The following is a 17,104-nucleotide window of genomic DNA, read 5'->3' on the forward strand; positions in this document are numbered from 1 at the left end:
CCCCGTATTTTTTATAATATGGTATTGCGCCTGCTACTCTCTAATAAAGAACTCCCTATAACAGCGTTCTCCTAAAAAAATCTTTGTATAACTGAGGCTCCTAACCTAATGCCTGTTCCAAATCTCTAATCAAAGCCGCGGCATCCTCCAGCCCAACTGCAATCCGAATTGATCCCGGACTGACATGTTCCTTCTTAAGTTGGTTAGCATTATTCCCTAGGTTCGGCGACCAAATCAAGCTTTCAAAAGAACCCCAGGACACACCAATCTTAAATACCTTCATTTTGTTAATTACATTTCTCACTGCTTCGTACGTTTCTTGCTTTAATTGAAAGCTCATCAATCCTGTATACCCTGTCATTTGTTTACACCCAAGTTGATAGTCTGGATGGGAAGCCAATCCAGGATAATTTACCTTTTCAACCGCGGGGTGGGATTCCAAGAAGCTCGCAACCTTTAAGCCATTTTGCTGATGTTCCTTCATCCGGACGGGCAGCGTCCGCAATCCCCTGATCAGGAGGGAGGCCTCATGCGGTCCCAAAACCGCTCCCATCATAATAAGTTCCTTGGAAAATAACTCGGTGATAATCTCTTTACTGGCGATTACGGCCCCTCCAAGTAAATCGCTATGGCCACCAAGATATTTTGAAGCAGAATGGACAACAACATCAATTCCCATGGTAAGCGGTTTTTGAAAAAGCGGGGTTGCCCATGAATTATCTATGATTGTTCTGATATTACCCGCTTTGGCTGTCTTGGCGACGGCTCTCAAATCAATTAGCCGGAAATTCATATCTGTTGGAGATTCGATATAGATTACTCTCGTATTTGGCCGAATCTCCTTTTCGATATCATCCGGGCTGGGCGAATAAACTACCGAATGTTCCACCCCGAATTTAGCCATATAATTCAAAAAATCAATTGTGGAAAAATAGATATTGCTTATACAAAGGACATGGTCTCCGCTTTTCAGGCTGCTTATTAAAATGGCGGTTATCGCAGCCATCCCCGAAGAAAAGCATCTGCACGCCTCCCCTCTTTCAAGCGCGGCCAGTTTCTTCTCAGCAATTTCAACGGTAGGATTAACACCCCTTGAATAAAGATAATGATTGGGTAAATCGTTTTCAGATTGTGCAATACTCTCATGTGATTTATGTATGAAAACACTGTTCTGATAAATCGGAGGCACAACTGCCCCTTGATGGTGTTCCCGATCCTCTGCCAAGTGAAAGCAAATTTCCTTATCCAAGGAAAACGATTCAGTATGCTCCATCGCAACGTTCCTCCATCTATTAATTTTTCATCTGCTTTCTATTATTCTTCATTCCGAGTTTACCCATCCGCAAAACACAAAAAAACCCCGGAGTGACTCCGAGGGATACACAGCTATTATTTTTGAATACATTACTTCTGTCCAAGTTCATAATTGCTCAGAAACAATTTTTAAACAGCCCTACTTAGTATGTTGACTAATAAAATTGGTGTAATTCGAATAGGCTAGCGGGATAATTTTGACCTCGATTCCGTGTCCCCAGCAAATAATTGCTCCAGGATTGCTATTTTCTGGTTTGTATAGCTTTCGAAATTCTCATTATATGTTTTTGGATCCTTAGGATTGGCGAAATGCGTGATCTTCCCGGTATCCGGATCCAGGAACTTGCTTGCCGCACCACAGCCAAGACCGATAATTGACTGTACTTCTTCCATGATCATGATGTTGTAAATACTTTCCTGACCCGGGAAGGAATACCCTACATTTTCTAAATTGCCAAGAATATTTTTTTGGCGATAAAGATAATACGGGGCATATCCGTGGCTGGCCGTCCAGGCTTCTGCGGCGTCCATCATTCGTTCTACTTCATCTCTAGGAGCAACCTTATATTTTTGCTTATTTCTTGTCATTTCTGATGCCCGTTTAAAGGACAAAGTATGAACTGTCAGCGATTCAGGCATCAGCTTTTCGGTTTCATTCAACGTAACATTGAATTCAGGAAGCCCTTCTCCAGGCAGGCCGATAATTAAATCCATATTAATATTATTCATTTCCATTTCCCGCGAAAGGTGAAACTTTTCAATTGTTTCTTCCACGGTGTGATGGCGGCCGATTGCCTTTAAGGTTTCCGGGATATATGATTGAGGATTCACGCTAATTCGGTCGATTTTCCATTTCTTCAATACAGTCAGCTTTTCAGGTGTAATCGTGTCCGGCCTTCCTGCTTCAACGGTAATTTCCCGTATATTCTCCACATCAGGAAATGAAGTGTACATTTCTTCATAAAGCATATCCATTTCTTCCGCTGTAATGCTGGTTGGAGTTCCTCCGCCATAATACAGCGTTGTAATTTTAATATCCCTATTCTTCAGCCATTTTCCGATCTCCCGCATTTCGTAATGGAGTCCTCCGAGAAAGGAATTGACAGATCCCTGCCTGCCGTTGATTGCATAGGCAGGAAAGGTGCAATATGCACATTTTGTCGGGCAAAAAGGAATTCCTATATAAATGCTAACTTCATTTTTTACTGAATATAGGTCAGGCACAGCTGCCAGCTGGCGTTCCACAATATTTTGCATAAGCGCAATTTTCTCATCAGAAATCATGTAGCCGTCCCGCAGCTCGGAATGCGCCTCTTCCTGCGACTTACCTTCCTGAAGTTTTTTATGAAGCAGCTTAGTTGGTCTTATCCCTGTCAAAATGCCCCACTTCTGGACAATGCCCGTGAGCTGCTGCAATACATCAACAAACACATAGGACACACACTTCTTAATTTCTTTAAACTGTTCTTTTTCGGAGACTAAAGGAAGTACCGCCTCAAAGGAAGACTCCGCCTGTTCCAGCTTGACTGTCTGCAGCGTAGCTGAAACAAAGATTGAATTGCTAAGGCGGAGCTTAAAATCTACATTAATACCGGCCTCAGGTAACCCTTTCAGCAAAACCTCAGACTCTTCGAAAAATAAGTTTGCAATATTCTGCAGCGGCCTTCCGAAACGCTCATCGTCTAGTCCATTTATGGCTATTCGCAAAACATATCACCCATCTATCATAAAGTATTATCATTCATTTCTATCATTTTAGTTTACAAAAACATAATAACCCGGGTCAACACTGCTAATTATGGAATTTCACCTCGATTTTGCTGGCTGATCCGTTTTAGGCAACGCTGTAATTCGTATGGGAATTATGATGAACTGAATGCATGCTTATCCCTTATTTGAAAATAAAAAACCTGTCTGCAGCTTTTGTACAGACAGGGTTAAACAGACGAGTTAAACTGTCCGTTTCCGTTTAATGATAATGTAAAGAATTAGTATGCTCAGTACTGCAGCTCCAATCGGCAAAGAATATGGCTTTATAATCTCGGCCATTTCCTTCCATCTCGGGCCCAGTTTAAACCCTAGAAAAACATAAATCGCTGTCATTGGAAGAACACCAATAAAAGTATAAATACTAAAGGTCCAGACATTCATTTTTGCCATCCCGCACGGCAGAGAAATGGCTGTTCTCACACCTGGAATAAATCGTCCAAACAATGCGACACCTGCACCGTATTTTTCGAAAAATGCTTCAGCCGCATTAATCTCTCTTTCCCTTATCAAAAAATACTTTCCAAACCGTTCAACTAGCGGGCGCCCGCCATACCTGCCGAGTGCATAAAGTGTGAGTGGGCCAAGGGTGCCGCCGACTGTACCGGCAAGGATAGCCAGCCACATGATCATATCTCCTTGATATACCCAATACCCAACCAGGGGAAGAACGAGTTCCGCGGGAACGAACTCAAACGTTAGTGCCAAGACAATTCCGCCATAAGATAACTGCTTTAAATATTCGATCATTGCTAAAATTAAGGATTCCATTTAATATACTCCTATTTTCTTGTACAGTTCTTCATTGGCTGTAATTCATAAATAACAAAGGGTGTTTCCCAGTCCACAGCTAAATCAATAGAATTTGAAGGTTCTCCTTTAATCCTTTTAAATCCTAACAAACACATGAAGGGAAATCAAGAAAAGTATTGCAGTTGATTAGAAAAGCGCAAGCACCCTGGTCAAGAGGAAGAACGGCTAAGTTCCTGTGGCAACGCCATTCTGACCCCGTTCTGACAAAGGAACGTCGACTAAGTTCTGGCACGTCCTTTGCCAAACGTCCACGTAAGTACATCCTCACAAGGCTGCCGCTTTGTTTCGTGCGATGGGTCGCTGCCGTAGCGTTCCTTGTCCTGTGCAAGTCCGACTAGCATAAGACAAGCGCTGATAGAAGGCGCTTTTTGCCTTCCGAAGGGATTGGCTTATGCAAGGTTGTAACGGCACTTGGTTACAACACTCGAGGCCGGCTTAGAACGGCAATGTTGTAACTTAAACCGTGTTACAACCTTCGTCCTGTGGCGTCGCCGGCACTAGCACGTCCTCACAAAGCTGATGCTTTGTTTCGTGCGATGTATCGCTGCCGTAGCGTTCCTTGTCCTGTGCGTGGGGGCTAGGCGCTGCAGCTAGACATCAACATAGTAGCAAACTCAACAATGAGCTTTAACATAACCTATCTTTTTAAAAAAAGCAGTTCCCGTTCTAAGGGGAACTGCACTAATCAATACTCTGTATTAAATAATTCGTTGTAAGCCTTTTCAGCGGATTCGTGAGATGTAAAAAGTGCATCATCGTCCTCGATTACATGAAAAGTTTCATGAATAAATAGGGCAACTGCATTAGGATCTTTTGGATGCTGCACGATTTCAGCCGGCTTTATGCTGGCTACTGTAGGGGTATGAGGATTATGATAAATCACAAATACCTCCTGGCCGGCCTTCACTTCCCTCGGATCAAGTGTATCCATAGATTGTGCCTCCTTAATAACTGATGCCTTTAGTGTTTGATACTTGCGTTAATTTATTAGCAATTAGTAAATAAAACCCCTGTTAAATTCAACAGGGGTCCAAACTTATTTCAGCATATTCAATTTTTCCAGAAATTCAATCGGATGCTGTTTCCTGAAAAATTCTTTTAGCATGTAAGAGACACCATGCTCGTCATTCGTGCGCGTGATCCATTTTGCCGCACGTTTAACGTTAGGATCCGCATTTGACATCGCGACACCCACTCCACAGTTTTCAATCATCTCTATATCATCTTGGCCATCGCCGATTGCTACAATTTCTTCCTTCCTCACTCCGAGATGCTCCGCCAGATTGAGGACGCCGTTCCACTTCGACACTCCTCTTGGCACTATGGATACCTTTCTGTTCGGAAGCTGGATCGCTTGAATTTCAGGATACAGTTCAGTTAAAAGCTTGCAAATATCATGCTGCTCCTTTTCGGACTCAAAAATGGCATCAATTTTTGGCGGAGAAACCGGATTATCCTCCAAGGCCTCACTTACTGTATCAACATACTGGCTTGAGTAAAAATTCCCTTCATTCATATACATAACCGCCTTGCCCAGAATATTTTCCGGCAGATTAACACGGTTTCCTATTATGAATTTTTCATGGACGACCTTGATCTGGCAATTCGCTTTTTCGAGAAATTGAACAATTTCCAGAGTATGCTCCTCGGAAATTCTTTTAATAAAAATCGGTTTTTCTGCCGGATAGCCTATATATGCCCCCTGATGGGCAACAATCATCGGATTAACCTTTAAAGCTTTAGCCACTTTTTTTGCTGAGAGAAAGTTTCTGGAGGTGACCAATGCAATATGAACCCCTTTTTGGTGAACAAACTCCATTGCTTCTTTTGTGGATTTATCTAATCGGCCATTAGACTGAAGCAATGTACCGTCAATATTGACCGCCAGCAGACGAAATACCATGGTGATCTCCCCTTCTATAATGTCCTTTTAAATATTTATGTACAAAGGAAAGAACATAGAACCCATGAAATCCAGCCTATAACACAACTCCAATTTATTCCGGTGCAATGTTAATATTAACTAATATAAATTAACTTTCATATCGAATATTCTTCTATTCCGCTAATTCCCCTATGTGTAAATTGGTTTTGCATTCGGCGAAGAAAAGATGTGCCTCCGAAAATTACCCTGCTGTACGATTGCAGATCTTCCTCGATAACGAAGAAACCCTGCTAAGAATACAAAGCAGGGTCAAGATTCATTATGAAGGCATTTACTGCTGTCCAGGCACACCATATAAGTCTTCAAGGGGCTTCATAATGATTTTATTAAGGTCGGCAATGACCATGCTCATCCTCTGTTCGGCTTCCATCAGCCTTGAAATGCTTGGATGCTGCTGGACAAGCGCAACAGTTTTTTGAGCCTGTTCTACTTCTTCAGGCGAAATCTCCTCGCCCATCATTTGTTTTTGCTGAAGCGTCATTTGAATATTACGGAAATTTTCGAACATCGATCTTGCCGACGGATCTGCATTAACTTCATCATATAGACTCTTTAACTGCGTGTATTCCGCACTTGACCGGATTTCTTTTTCCATATCATATGCCACATCGTACATGTTCCCACTCATATTACGTACCTCCTAGATTTCACTATTCTCCATCCTATCCACTATACCAAAACAACAATCAAATTACACACGCGGCCAAAATATTGGTATGATAAAAAAAACGCCAACCTGCTAATTGTACGTTTTAAAAATCCGAAAGGAAGAATTTCAACGATGCTAACACACTTTCAGTGGAAAAATCTTTATAGTGAAAAAAGTTTGCCTGGATGGGCCGTTTCTTTTTATTTTAAAAGGCAGTTCTACAGGGCAAACTACCATTCTGACGGGAATATTGAATGGGCCGGCAGCAAGCCCCCTGCAAATGATGAAGCTTCAGTGAAAGCCTCCATACATGAGCTTATGCTATTTCATGTGTATGATGACAAATAATATTCACACAATCTCCTTACTTCTCTAGTATGATATCCTCCATTCGCCCAACACTATTAGTAAAGCCGGATGCAACTTCTTTCGCAAGCTCTCGAAACATTTTCTAACAGGAATGGTAATGGAGGAGATACATGAAGCAGCATAACTGCAGTGGAACGTGTTAGAAGTGCCAAAGTACGGAAACCATAGAGGCTAACTAACAGTTAAATGATGCATTTGCCGGCGGGGATAAATATGTCAGTTCATCTGAAACCGGCGATGAAAATATTAATCAAAATACCTCTTACTTTGCCAGCCCAGATACCCCGTGATTAATAAGATTTTTGGTTCAAAACTTTTCACTTACCCTGTCAACTCTATCCTTGACAGGTTTTTTTTATATCACCGATGGCCCTTTTCTTTTATCCCATTAACCATCAAGGGTATAATAGTAGCAAATAAAATGTAAGGGTTTGTGAATATGCTTGAAAAATTAATAAATAAATATAGCGGGGCAATTACAGAGAAATCAGCAATGGTGCCCGAAACCGCTTATTTATGGATCCAGGATGAAACTGGTCAATTACTTGGTATTCCGGAGAACCTATTGACTGCAGAAGAGGTCCGTCTCCTGCTCACCCTTTTCAGCGTTCCCAATGAAAAGGGCTTAAATAAATCGAAGCCCCAGCAGAACTGGCATTCCTATTTGACAGGAAATTTATTGGAATTGCCTCTGACCTCATGGGATAATGTGCGTTTTATCCATTTTCAGGTTTCTAATTCCGACTTTTCCCGTACTGATTTTGAAGAAGCATTCACATCGCTGGTTTCAGAGGATTCCATTTTGGTGTGGACGGGCTCCATGCAGGGTGTCTTTATTGAGCATATAGCTATTGATTCACTCAAAACAAGCGAGCTTTTTCCCTTGCTGGACACTCTTGAAAGCGACTTTTATGTAAGGCTGCATCTGTTGGCGGGGGCTTCTCGCCATATCGAAAGCGGTCTAAAGCAGAATTTTGATTATGAAAATGAAATTTTTAGCGCCACCGCAGGAAAGCTGACATCTGCAAAAATTTTGGACCTGCCGCGGGCCTTTCCGTATATGCTGGCTATTGGAATTTCAGATGATTTTAAGTCCTGGTTTATCACTTCCCTGATTGGCTGTGCAATGGAAGATGAGGAACTGATCAGTACGGTGAAGACCTATATTGAATGCGGTTCAAATGCAAGCCTTGCTTCCAAGAAATTATACATTCACCGCAATAGTCTGCAATACAGGATTGATAAGTTTATCGAGCGGACTGGCCTGGATATCAGGTCATTTGACGAAGCGCTTACCGCCTATTTGCTTATACTCCTTTCTTCTGCCGTATATGGATGACACATTGCATAAAGCCTTCGGGATTTTTTTGTGCAAGCTGGCCATAGGAATAAAATTGCCAATCCAATACAATAGGATTATCAAGTTAGAACTAATCCTTATTTTTGGAGGAATTTAAAATGGCTGAATTAAAACTGGACCACATTTATAAAGTTTATGATAACAAAGTTACTGCAGTAGATGATTTTAATCTTCATATTGATGATAAAGAGTTTATCGTATTTGTTGGCCCCTCTGGCTGCGGAAAATCAACAACGCTACGCATGATCGCTGGCTTGGAGGAAATTTCTAACGGCGATTTTTATATCGACGGCAAGCGTGTAAACGACGTACCGCCAAAAGACCGTGATATCGCGATGGTATTCCAAAACTATGCGTTATATCCGCACATGACCGTTTATGATAATATGGCTTTCGGGCTTAAGCTGAGAAAAATGCCGAAGGACGAAATTAAAAGACGTGTTAATGAAGCAGCAAAAATCCTTGGCCTTGAATCCTACCTTGACCGGAAGCCAAAGGCACTATCAGGCGGGCAGCGCCAGCGTGTAGCCCTTGGACGTGCTATTGTACGTGACGCTAAAGTTTTCTTGATGGATGAACCTTTATCCAACCTGGACGCAAAGCTTCGTGTGCAAATGCGTGCGGAAATTGCAAAGCTTCATAAACGCCTTGGAACAACAACTGTTTATGTAACACATGACCAAACAGAGGCCATGACTATGGCAACAAGACTTGTGGTCATGAAGGATGGAATTATTCAACAGGTTGGTACGCCTAAGGAAGTATATGAAAATCCTGAAAATATTTTCGTTGGCGGCTTCATTGGTTCACCTGCGATGAACTTCCTTACTGGCACACTTACTGATGGAAAGTTTAAAGTTGGGGAACAATTAATTTCTGTTCCAGAAGGAAAAATGAAGGTATTGCGTGATCAAGGATATGCAGGCAAGGAAGTTATCCTCGGAATTCGCCCGGAAGACTTCCATGATGAGCCTGTATTCATCGAATCTTCATCTGATACTGTCATTAAAGCACATATCGAAGTGGCGGAGCTTATGGGTGCCGAGTTCATGCTGTATTCAACAATCGGAGGACAAGACTTTGTTGCTCGTGTAGATGCACGGACAATTGTTAAGCCGGGTGACTCTATTGAACTGGCTCTTGGGATGAACAATGCCCATTTCTTTGATAAGGACACTGAACTGCGCATCCGTGCAAAAAAATAAATTTAGTCCTTAAAAAGAACTATCCAATTATTATTTGGATAGTTCTTTTTTATGGTTGTCCTTATTAAATTCTGCTGTAATAGCGCAGAACCTTTTGCTTATCTTATCCATGCAGGTTCTCTGACTCTTCTCTGCTGTAAATAAGATTAATTAATTTAACATAATCAGATTTCGTGGCGATATCAAATCTTTCCCCTTCCATTTCCAAGCCATAAGCGGGAAAGTCTCGAATCATTGACTTAATCGCATCTGTCAGCTGAATTTCTCCACCTACACCCGGGGTGGTATTTTCTAAATAAGTAAAGATTTCGGGTTCAAATATATATCGTCCGATTACAGCAAGATTGGATGGGGGAGAACTTTCCGGTTTTTCAATAATATCTGTGATTTGAATTTGGGGACAGCCATTGTTTTTTTGTGCTTCAATAACCCCATACTTCTTAAGTTCGGAATCCTTCATGAATTTCAGCCCAATAGCATTGCCCCTAAAACTTTTATGCAGCTCAATTAACTGAAGCAAGGGTGCCTTCTTGTCCGAAAAAATAATCTCGTCTGGAAGCATAACTGCAAATGGTTCATTTCCGGCAAACTGTTTTCCCAGCAGGATTGCATCTCCAAGCCCTTTGATATAAGGCTGTCTGACATATTGAATTTGAACATTTGGCAAAGCCATTTCTTTTAGTAAATGATTTTTCCCCTTAGCCTCCAGATGATGTTCTAACTCCGGTGATCTGTCAAAGTAATCCAATATCATGTTTTTTGACCGGGAAACGATTATCAATATTTGTTCAATACCGGCCCCTATTGCTTCCTCTACGATATAATCTATTGCGGGCCGCCCACATAAAGGAATCATTTCCTTAGGTAAAACTTTCGTGATCGGTAAATTCCTGGTACCGTATCCTGCCGCAGGAATGATTGCTTTTTTTACCATGATACAACCTCCCTTTCATCTATTAACAATCTATTCACACAGCGATTCAAAGGGAATGTGGAAAAGCACTAATGGGCAATAAATAGGTGTTTGGGATGAAAGGGAATGCAGAATTGGGGTGCAATGGGTATATCCATAACAAAAAACTTTCATGAGATTTAACTCCATAACTATGTATGGGTATTAACATTAATAGTTAGCAGATGCTCAACATACTAAGGTGGAGTATGAGAAGCTTTACCAAACAGCTTCCGGAGATTTTTACATTTTAATTTAATTATAATTTTTCCCCCAAACAATCGGCTCAGCTCCGCCCTTTTCCATAAGAAAAGCGGAAGCGCCTCTGATGAAGGAAGAACGGCTAGCACTTCCACACAAAGCTGCCGCTTTGTTTCGTGTGATGTGTCTCTGCCGAAGCTTTCCATCGGGGCTGGGCACTGAAGCTAGACATCTGTACTAGTTAAAAAGGAATGCTTTCTTACCTTACAAAAAAAGAGCAGACAATATATTGCCTACTCTTTTATCAGTACAACCCTTTCAGATCTGCAGGATGGACACAACATCAGATGGGGACATTCTCCATTTTTCAAGCTGGTTTCATAGCCATCAATTTTTTTAAGGCTGTCAATGTCCATATAAGGGCTGTAATTCCCATAATAATCCATAACTTTTCCCTGGTCGTCCATTCTATCGCCGCAATTTTCGCAGAATATCTGGACTTCCCTTAATCCATTGCATAATGGGCATACACCCATAAAATCTCCTCCTTCAGAAGCTCTAAAAAATTTAACATATTGGTTTTATTAAACTATTGGTTTCCGCTTTAGTGGCGGTTCGGGAGCCTTCTCGACGCTTACTGCAAGTATGTACTCTATTCCGTTCATCCTTCTTAATATGCCCTTATCTTAATGAACTAAAAAACCACAAATTACATATAGCCGTTACCGCATAAATCCCTGCAGGTTTTCAGATAATAATGACAGGCTTCAAATAACGGGTTAGGCCTTGGCGGCAGCAGAATGCTTCCTCTGCCATTGGTTCGATTCCATACTGACCCGCCAATTCTAAATGCAAAAAGGACAAGTTCTAAAGAACAACAAAGGAGGAATATTTTAATGGCTAGGAGGAACCAATTATTAGTTCCAGGGGTTCAGCAAGCTCTTGATCAATTGAAATATGAAATCGCTTCTGAGTTCGGTGTTACTCTCGGTGCAGAACAAACAGCACGTGCTAACGGTTCAGTCGGCGGAGAAATCACTAAACGTCTTGTTCAAATGGCTCAACAGCAACTAAGCGGATTGGGCCAGCAATAACTAAATTCAACATCGCTTTTGGTTACAATAATATATGGCTTGCCCCCTTGTAAAAAGGGGGCTTTACTGCTTATTGGACTGAGTTCTCTATTGCTCATCGCTTAATCATTTTTGCCGGGTCAACCCATAAGTTAAACTGCTCCTCTGTAACATATCCAAGTGACATTGCGCTTTCTTTTAATGTAGTATTTTCATTGTGCGCTTTTTTTGCAATTTCTGCTGCTTTCTCGTATCCAATATAATCATTCAAAGCTGTAACAAGCATAAGCGACCGAGTTACGTTGTCATTGATATTCGATTCTTTGGCCTCTAGGCCTTTTATGCACTTTTCATCAAAGGAACTCATTCCGTCAGCAAGAAGTTGTACTGTTTGAAGGAAATTATAAATAATGACCGGCTTAAATACATTTAATTCAAAGTTCCCCTGGCTTGCCGCAAAGGAAATAGTTGTATCATTTCCAAAAACTTGAGCTGTTATCATTGTTAATGCTTCGCTTTGCGTGGGATTCACTTTTCCAGGCATGATGGAACTGCCCGGTTCATTCGCAGGAATAATCAATTCACCGATCCCGCTTCTTGGACCGCTTGCAAGCCACCTTACATCATTTGCAATTTTCATTAAATCCGCAGCCAATGCTTTTAGTGCTCCATGAACATGAACGATTTCATCATGGCTGGTCAGGGCCTGAAAAAGGTTTGAGGAAGCTTGAAAATCAAAACCTGTTTCTGCACTAATATACTGAGCCGCTATTTTGCCGAACTCAGGATGGGCATTAATTCCTGTCCCAACTGCAGTTCCGCCAATAGCCAGATCCAAAAGATGCCGGCTGCTTTCCTGAATCATTCTCATATTTTTATCAAGCATGGCTCTCCATCCGCTGATTTCCTGTCCAAGAGTTAATGGGGTAGCATCCTGCAGATGAGTACGTCCAATTTTGACTAAATCGGCATATTTCTCTTCCTTTTGTTTCAGACTGTCCCGCAATTGGGTTAGCACAGGCATAAGCTTTACCTGTACAGCCTGGTAGGCAGCAACATGCATCGCTGTTGGAAAAGAATCATTGGAGCTTTGTGATTTATTCACATCATCATTAGGATGCAGCCGCTCTATACTTCCTTTCTCCTCGAGCCACTTATTCCCTTTGTTCGCGATTACCTCATTTATATTCATATTTGATTGTGTGCCGCTTCCGGTTTGCCATACCACCAGCGGAAAATGGCTGTCCAGCGATCCATTTATTATTTCTTCACAAACTGTGACAATGGCTTGCTTTTTTATTTCAGACAACGTTCCCAGCTCAAAATTGGTGACCGCTGCTGCCTTTTTGACAAGAGCATAGGCATAAATAAGCTCCAAAGGCATTTTCTCCTTGCCTATTCGGAAGTTTATCCTGCTTCTTTCCGTTTGTGCCCCCCAGAATCTATCTAAAGGGACACGGATCTCGCCCATGGTATCTTTTTCCATTCTGTAATCCACTTTTACTCCTCCTTTTTAAAAGCGCATGCGCCCTGATGAAGGAAGAACGGCTAAGTGCGCTACGAAACAAAGCTGCGGCTTTGTTTCATGGCGATGTATCGCTGCCGAAGCATTCCCTGTCCTGTGCGTTGGGGCTGGGCGCTGAAGCTAACATCTTTATCTTAAGAAAAGCCTTATTTTTACCTATGTTTATAATTATCTCCCTGTTCAATAAGAAGAAATCAGTGAAAAACCCTGACTTCTTTTTTATAAGAAATATCAGGGCCTGTTTTTACTTTTTTCGTTGGTTAGCGGTTATTCCTGTCGGGATCTAGCATATCCTTGGCTTCCCCAATAGTATTTTGAAAAGATCCTTTCATCTTGTCCTTTTTGCCGTCTGCCTGCATTTCTTTATTTCCAGAGGCATTTCCAATCTGGTCTTTTGTTTCACCTTTAATTTTATTTACAGTGCCTTTTACTTTATCTGATAAACCACTCATCATATTGCCTCCATTTCTATATTTGTTTACTGTTCTTTTCCCTTTTGAAAAAGGTAATAAACACTGAGAACTGAAGCAGGCTGAATATTGATTTGGAGTTAAACAAACAATATAAAAAACTTATATAAGCATACCAGGGAGGTTAATTTTGAAAAAAAATCTGTTTCTTCTAATTGCTTTTTCACTTTTTCTGTTCCCTTCAGCTTCTGTTCACGCGATGCTGATGAAGGATTTAAAAACAGCAATCATTATTGATGACTTTGGCGGGGGAAACGGTGGTGTTAATGAGTTCTTAAGCGGGGACATTCCAATCACAGCTGCTGTAATGCCATTTACGGAGAATTCCCTATCTCATGCAATGCTGGCACATGAAAAAGGCTTTGAAGTAATTGTACATTTGCCGATGCAGCCGAAAAAAGGAAAAAGATCCTGGCTCGGCCCTAAACCGATCACCTCAGACCTTACCCCCGCAGAAGTAAAACAGCGGGTAATAGAAGCAATTGATAGTGTACCCTACGCAAAAGGGATTAACAACCATATGGGATCTCTAATAGTGGAGGATGAAGAGATTGTCAGAGCCATCGTTGAAGTGGTTAAAAAGAAGAATTTATTTATTGTAGACAGCGGCACAAGTCCGAAAACAAAATTTCCTGAAATCGCCCAAGAGTTAGGTGTACCTGTTCTAAAAAACGATATTTTCCTTGATGATGTTTCAAATGTGCCTTATGTTTCAAAACAGATGATGAAGCTTGCAAAGATTATTGAAAGAAAAGGTAATGCCGTTGCAATAGGACATGTAGGTGTAAAGGGAAAAGACTGTTATCTTGGAATAAGCAATTCGCTGGCGGAATATAAAAAGAGGCATATAGAAATTGTGCCAGTTTCAAGCCTTATATCCAACCAAATTACAGACAAATATTTTGAGATACAATAAATATGCACGGAACGTTTAAAGACCCTGCCATCAGAAATAGCAGGGTCTGCAGCCCTTCATTTGGACAGGACTTCACTTGATACACCGACGGACTATGCGTGGAAAATTGTATATCCGACATAAAATACTAGAGTCATTAAACTTGCGATTGCTAAGGTTACAGATAGCTCTTCCATATGATATACCTCCTATGTATACCTGATATTTCTTCTACTGTAAAATTAACATAGAAAAATCCATTCTCCTGATACTAAAACGTAATATTTTTTGACGGCTATGTGAAAATTTAATGAACAATATCAATTTCCGATGCAGAAAAGAAACCAGGCTGGCGGCCTGGTTTCTTTGGTTTTTATCCTGCAAGGCCGTCCTTTCGGCCTTGCTGCAGCTGATACATTTGATAATACTTTCCTTTGTGTAACATTAATTCATCATGGCTTCCCTGCTCAACTATTCTCCCTTTATCAAGCACAATAATCTGGTCAGCGTTTTTTATCGTTGAAAGACGGTGAGCGATGATAAACGTTGTTCTTCCCTTTTTTAAAATATCCTTGGCTTTCTGAATGATTGCCTCGGTTTCAGTATCAATACTGGATGTTGCTTCGTCCAGAATCAGAATAGCAGGATTGAAAGCAAGTGCTCTGGCGAATGAAATCAGCTGCCTCTGGCAAGGCAACCGCTGCTCATTTTTTCTTCATTATTTTCCGTACAAATAACATGTAGATAATAGTCGGAACAGGAGCTTGAACCAAGCCTAGAATTCCCCAGAGCCAGTAGTTGTGGCCGTGTTTTTTGGCATTTATGAACAGAAAGACACTTTGTGCTAACAAAATCAAGGCGACAAAGGGAAGCGTCATCAGTTCGGTCCGAGTCATGTTTCCTTCACCTTCTGTTTAACATACTTGAAAATAGTAACGGCAATAATGGAGCCTGCTGATATTCCTTGAACAGCCGCAAAAACAAGCGGATTTTCATATAGAGCAATTAACAAAACCGACAGGATTGCAGCTGCAATGAGACAAAACAGTTTAATCTCACGCCGCCATTTCCTTGCCGCGAGCTCCCGCTGTTCTGCTATTTTTGCTTGAATCGCTGATAAATCAGGAGTGAACACTTTACCGTGATCATCAAGATGGCTTAAACCCTGCTTTATTTTCTCTATAGCATTTTTAGTCTCTTTACTTTGTGCTTCTTCGATTTTTACTATCTTCTTCATCAAGCCTCAGCTCCTTTCTTACCGCTATGATTCCATTATGGACCCTTGATTTTACCGTACCTTCAGCAATGTTCAGCATTTTGCCTATTTCGGCATATGAATATCCATAATAATGCTTCAAAATGATTGGAATCCGTATTTCTTCGGTCAATTTCCCTAAGGCTTCAATCGTATCCATCCAATCCTCATCGGATGTCTGCATCTGCCATTTCAGCTTACGGATGGACTGTTCCTGTTCTTTAAACCGTATTTCTCTTTTCTGTTTCCGGGTCATATCAATAAATAAATTGGTGGCAATCGATATCAGCCAGGTAGAAAACTTAGATGTTCCATTAAAGTGCTGAATTTTTTCCAATGCCTTGGCCATAGTGTCTTGTGCAAGGTCTTCCGCAGCCTCGTAGCTGAATGTGATTTTAATTAAATATTTGACCAGCAGCTGGTAGCTGTCCTGAAAAAGCAGGGCAAAGGCAAGGTCATCCCCCTGTTTGGCGCTTTCAATCAATTTCTTTTCTTCCATATGCTAACCTCCCTACTCTTCCTTTGCTTTTTACATCCCAGCATTTCTGTGGTCTTTTACCGTTAAGACGATCAAGGTATAGTAATCGTTCATTATTTTCTAAAATAATTTACAAAAAACTTTTAAGAGTTTTAAATCCTAATCTATGTATGGAAATAATCAAAAACAAATGGAAATTTAGCACAAAAAGGATATTAGGCTTTATTCGGAAGCCCTCAATTCTGAGGGCTTATTTGAGTGCGCGTATGCACAATTATGTTAACTTGATTTGTATGCGAGTCAAATAACGAAAATCCGTCTATTTAACGCCCGACTGCCCCTTTAAGCAGGTCTGAAGTTAAAAAGACTCCAACAGGGGGCAAGACACCACTACTAATAGGAGCTCCTGCAAGAACTGTGTCAGTTGTAGCAACCCAAGTTCCATACTGACCCGCTTGTAAAGAGGGAGGCTTCATTGTAAGCCGTCCAGTTAAAATATAATGTCGAATTCTAATCGAGGGATCATCAAAAATAGTTAAATGCCCAGAATATGTGGCATAAGGTGAATCAACTCTTAGTTGTTTGGTGTTTTCATCCCAATACCCATTAATTGGAATATCCCTACCGCGAAAATTAACTGTTCCAACTACCCTGTTACCTGTAACAGAGTTTATGTTAAATATGCCATAAACGACGGGTCTGCCACCCACAGCAGCATGAATACCCCACCTTGATGGAAAAGGCAAAGTAACGCTAGTTTGACGAGGAATTTGCAAAGTTTATCTCTCCTTATATTTTATTTAGTAAAGAAAGGAAAATTAATATTATGATAC

The 17,104-nt window shown here is 41.1% G+C and carries 19 protein-coding genes and 1 pseudogene; 5 read left to right on the forward strand and 15 right to left on the reverse strand.

The annotated features are described in order from the left end of the window. Positions 1-100: 100 nt before the first annotated feature. From CVD28_RS11195 to CVD28_RS11220, 6 genes are all read right to left on the reverse strand, one after another. A complete protein-coding gene (locus CVD28_RS11195) occupies positions 101-1,273 on the reverse strand; it encodes a trans-sulfuration enzyme family protein (protein ID WP_101592469.1) in 1,173 nt (390 codons plus the stop codon). Between the two features lie 224 nt (positions 1,274-1,497). Continuing rightward, entirely contained in the window at positions 1,498-3,021 is a 1,524-nt protein-coding gene (locus CVD28_RS11200) for a coproporphyrinogen III oxidase (protein WP_101592470.1), read from the reverse strand. Between the two features lie 243 nt (positions 3,022-3,264). Then, the gene (locus CVD28_RS11205; protein WP_101592471.1) at positions 3,265-3,852 is read right to left on the reverse strand and encodes a DedA family protein; all 588 of its coding nucleotides are present in this window, start codon (positions 3,850-3,852) and stop codon (positions 3,265-3,267) included. Between the two features lie 727 nt (positions 3,853-4,579). Further along, positions 4,580-4,825: a transcriptional regulator SplA domain-containing protein gene (locus CVD28_RS11210; RefSeq protein WP_101592472.1), complete on the reverse strand. Its 246-nt coding sequence runs from the start codon at positions 4,823-4,825 to the stop codon at positions 4,580-4,582. Positions 4,826-4,930: 105 nt separating this feature from the next. Further along, positions 4,931-5,797, reverse strand: a complete 867-nt coding sequence (locus CVD28_RS11215) for a Cof-type HAD-IIB family hydrolase (protein ID WP_101592473.1) — start codon at positions 5,795-5,797, stop codon at positions 4,931-4,933. A gap of 313 nt (positions 5,798-6,110) precedes the next feature. Further along, complete coding sequence (locus CVD28_RS11220; RefSeq protein WP_101592474.1) at positions 6,111-6,467, reverse strand: YlbF family regulator; 357 nt, start codon at positions 6,465-6,467, stop codon at positions 6,111-6,113. 153 nt (positions 6,468-6,620) lie between these two features. On the opposite strand from CVD28_RS11220, the gene CVD28_RS11225 reads away from it, so the two are divergent. The 3 genes from CVD28_RS11225 (at position 6,621) to CVD28_RS11235 (ending at position 9,422) form a co-directional block, all read left to right on the forward strand. After that, positions 6,621-6,836 carry a YheE family protein gene (locus tag CVD28_RS11225; protein ID WP_101592475.1) on the forward strand — a complete coding sequence of 72 codons (216 nt, stop codon included), beginning with the start codon at positions 6,621-6,623 and terminating at the stop codon, positions 6,834-6,836. Positions 6,837-7,296: 460 nt separating this feature from the next. After that, positions 7,297-8,196: a PucR family transcriptional regulator gene (locus tag CVD28_RS11230; protein WP_101592476.1), complete on the forward strand. Its 900-nt coding sequence runs from the start codon at positions 7,297-7,299 to the stop codon at positions 8,194-8,196. A gap of 119 nt (positions 8,197-8,315) precedes the next feature. Beyond that, on the forward strand, positions 8,316-9,422 hold the full coding sequence (locus CVD28_RS11235) for an ABC transporter ATP-binding protein (RefSeq protein ID WP_101592477.1): 1,107 nt from the start codon (positions 8,316-8,318) through the stop codon (positions 9,420-9,422). 103 nt (positions 9,423-9,525) lie between these two features. On the opposite strand, the gene CVD28_RS11240 is transcribed toward CVD28_RS11235, so the two are convergent. Both CVD28_RS11240 and CVD28_RS11250 read right to left on the reverse strand, forming a co-directional pair. Then, positions 9,526-10,356, reverse strand: a complete 831-nt coding sequence (locus CVD28_RS11240; protein WP_101592478.1) for a UTP--glucose-1-phosphate uridylyltransferase — start codon at positions 10,354-10,356, stop codon at positions 9,526-9,528. Between the two features lie 512 nt (positions 10,357-10,868). Further along, on the reverse strand, positions 10,869-11,111 hold the full coding sequence (locus CVD28_RS11250; protein ID WP_101592480.1) for a hypothetical protein: 243 nt from the start codon (positions 11,109-11,111) through the stop codon (positions 10,869-10,871). Positions 11,112-11,471: 360 nt separating this feature from the next. Between CVD28_RS11250 and CVD28_RS11255 the strand changes: the two genes are divergently transcribed. After that, on the forward strand, positions 11,472-11,669 hold the full coding sequence (locus CVD28_RS11255) for an alpha/beta-type small acid-soluble spore protein (RefSeq protein WP_101592481.1): 198 nt from the start codon (positions 11,472-11,474) through the stop codon (positions 11,667-11,669). Between the two features lie 94 nt (positions 11,670-11,763). On the opposite strand, the gene fumC is transcribed toward CVD28_RS11255, so the two are convergent. Together fumC and CVD28_RS11265 are read right to left on the reverse strand one after the other, a co-directional pair. Then, on the reverse strand, positions 11,764-13,146 hold the full coding sequence (gene fumC, locus CVD28_RS11260) for a class II fumarate hydratase (RefSeq protein ID WP_180954120.1): 1,383 nt from the start codon (positions 13,144-13,146) through the stop codon (positions 11,764-11,766). A 287-nt stretch (positions 13,147-13,433) separates the two neighbouring features. Further along, positions 13,434-13,625: a CsbD family protein gene (locus CVD28_RS11265; protein WP_101592482.1), complete on the reverse strand. Its 192-nt coding sequence runs from the start codon at positions 13,623-13,625 to the stop codon at positions 13,434-13,436. Between the two features lie 148 nt (positions 13,626-13,773). Here CVD28_RS11265 and CVD28_RS11270 point away from each other — a divergent pair, with 148 nt between their 5' ends. Beyond that, the gene (locus CVD28_RS11270) at positions 13,774-14,559 is read left to right on the forward strand and encodes a divergent polysaccharide deacetylase family protein (protein ID WP_257985835.1); all 786 of its coding nucleotides are present in this window, start codon (positions 13,774-13,776) and stop codon (positions 14,557-14,559) included. Positions 14,560-14,911: 352 nt separating this feature from the next. On the opposite strand, the pseudogene CVD28_RS11275 reads toward CVD28_RS11270, so the two are convergent. From CVD28_RS11275 to CVD28_RS11295, 5 genes and pseudogenes are all read right to left on the reverse strand, one after another. Beyond that, positions 14,912-15,226, reverse strand: a pseudogene (locus CVD28_RS11275) (multidrug ABC transporter permease); the annotation flags it as partial. Between the two features lie 16 nt (positions 15,227-15,242). Continuing rightward, a complete protein-coding gene (locus CVD28_RS11280) occupies positions 15,243-15,434 on the reverse strand; it encodes a sigma-Y antisigma factor component (RefSeq protein ID WP_101592483.1) in 192 nt (63 codons plus the stop codon). Then, positions 15,431-15,775, reverse strand: coding sequence for a YxlC family protein (locus CVD28_RS11285; protein ID WP_101592484.1), 345 nt, complete (start codon positions 15,773-15,775; stop codon positions 15,431-15,433). Before CVD28_RS11285 ends, CVD28_RS11280 begins: the two co-directional genes overlap by 4 nt. Beyond that, on the reverse strand, positions 15,738-16,292 hold the full coding sequence (sigY, locus tag CVD28_RS11290; RefSeq protein ID WP_101592485.1) for an RNA polymerase sigma factor SigY: 555 nt from the start codon (positions 16,290-16,292) through the stop codon (positions 15,738-15,740). Before sigY ends, CVD28_RS11285 begins: the two co-directional genes overlap by 38 nt. Before the next feature lie 302 nt (positions 16,293-16,594). Continuing rightward, on the reverse strand, positions 16,595-17,047 hold the full coding sequence (locus tag CVD28_RS11295; protein ID WP_101592486.1) for a hypothetical protein: 453 nt from the start codon (positions 17,045-17,047) through the stop codon (positions 16,595-16,597). Positions 17,048-17,104 lie beyond the last annotated feature (57 nt).

Source organism: Bacillus sp. M6-12 (genome assembly GCF_002860285.1).
In the GTDB taxonomy this organism is placed as follows: domain Bacteria; phylum Bacillota; class Bacilli; order Bacillales; family DSM-1321; genus Peribacillus.

What these genes read in the sequence shown, in the direction of transcription:
- CVD28_RS11195 (WP_101592469.1), bottom strand. Translation starts at nt 1,273, where the DNA reads ATGGAGCATACTGAATCGTTTTCCTTGGATAAGGAAATTTGCTTTCAC.
- CVD28_RS11205 (WP_101592471.1), bottom strand. Translation starts at nt 3,852, where the DNA reads ATGGAATCCTTAATTTTAGCAATGATCGAATATTTAAAGCAGTTATCT.
- CVD28_RS11210 (WP_101592472.1), bottom strand. Translation starts at nt 4,825, where the DNA reads ATGGATACACTTGATCCGAGGGAAGTGAAGGCCGGCCAGGAGGTATTT.
- CVD28_RS11215 (WP_101592473.1), bottom strand. Translation starts at nt 5,797, where the DNA reads ATGGTATTTCGTCTGCTGGCGGTCAATATTGACGGTACATTGCTTCAG.
- CVD28_RS11220 (WP_101592474.1), bottom strand. Translation starts at nt 6,467, where the DNA reads ATGAGTGGGAACATGTACGATGTGGCATATGATATGGAAAAAGAAATC.
- CVD28_RS11225 (WP_101592475.1), top strand. Translation starts at nt 6,621, where the DNA reads ATGCTAACACACTTTCAGTGGAAAAATCTTTATAGTGAAAAAAGTTTG.
- CVD28_RS11230 (WP_101592476.1), top strand. Translation starts at nt 7,297, where the DNA reads ATGCTTGAAAAATTAATAAATAAATATAGCGGGGCAATTACAGAGAAA.
- CVD28_RS11235 (WP_101592477.1), top strand. Translation starts at nt 8,316, where the DNA reads ATGGCTGAATTAAAACTGGACCACATTTATAAAGTTTATGATAACAAA.
- CVD28_RS11240 (WP_101592478.1), bottom strand. Translation starts at nt 10,356, where the DNA reads ATGGTAAAAAAAGCAATCATTCCTGCGGCAGGATACGGTACCAGGAAT.
- CVD28_RS11250 (WP_101592480.1), bottom strand. Translation starts at nt 11,111, where the DNA reads ATGGGTGTATGCCCATTATGCAATGGATTAAGGGAAGTCCAGATATTC.
- CVD28_RS11255 (WP_101592481.1), top strand. Translation starts at nt 11,472, where the DNA reads ATGGCTAGGAGGAACCAATTATTAGTTCCAGGGGTTCAGCAAGCTCTT.
- CVD28_RS11265 (WP_101592482.1), bottom strand. Translation starts at nt 13,625, where the DNA reads ATGAGTGGTTTATCAGATAAAGTAAAAGGCACTGTAAATAAAATTAAA.
- CVD28_RS11280 (WP_101592483.1), bottom strand. Translation starts at nt 15,434, where the DNA reads ATGACTCGGACCGAACTGATGACGCTTCCCTTTGTCGCCTTGATTTTG.
- CVD28_RS11285 (WP_101592484.1), bottom strand. Translation starts at nt 15,775, where the DNA reads ATGAAGAAGATAGTAAAAATCGAAGAAGCACAAAGTAAAGAGACTAAA.
- sigY (WP_101592485.1), bottom strand. Translation starts at nt 16,292, where the DNA reads ATGGAAGAAAAGAAATTGATTGAAAGCGCCAAACAGGGGGATGACCTT.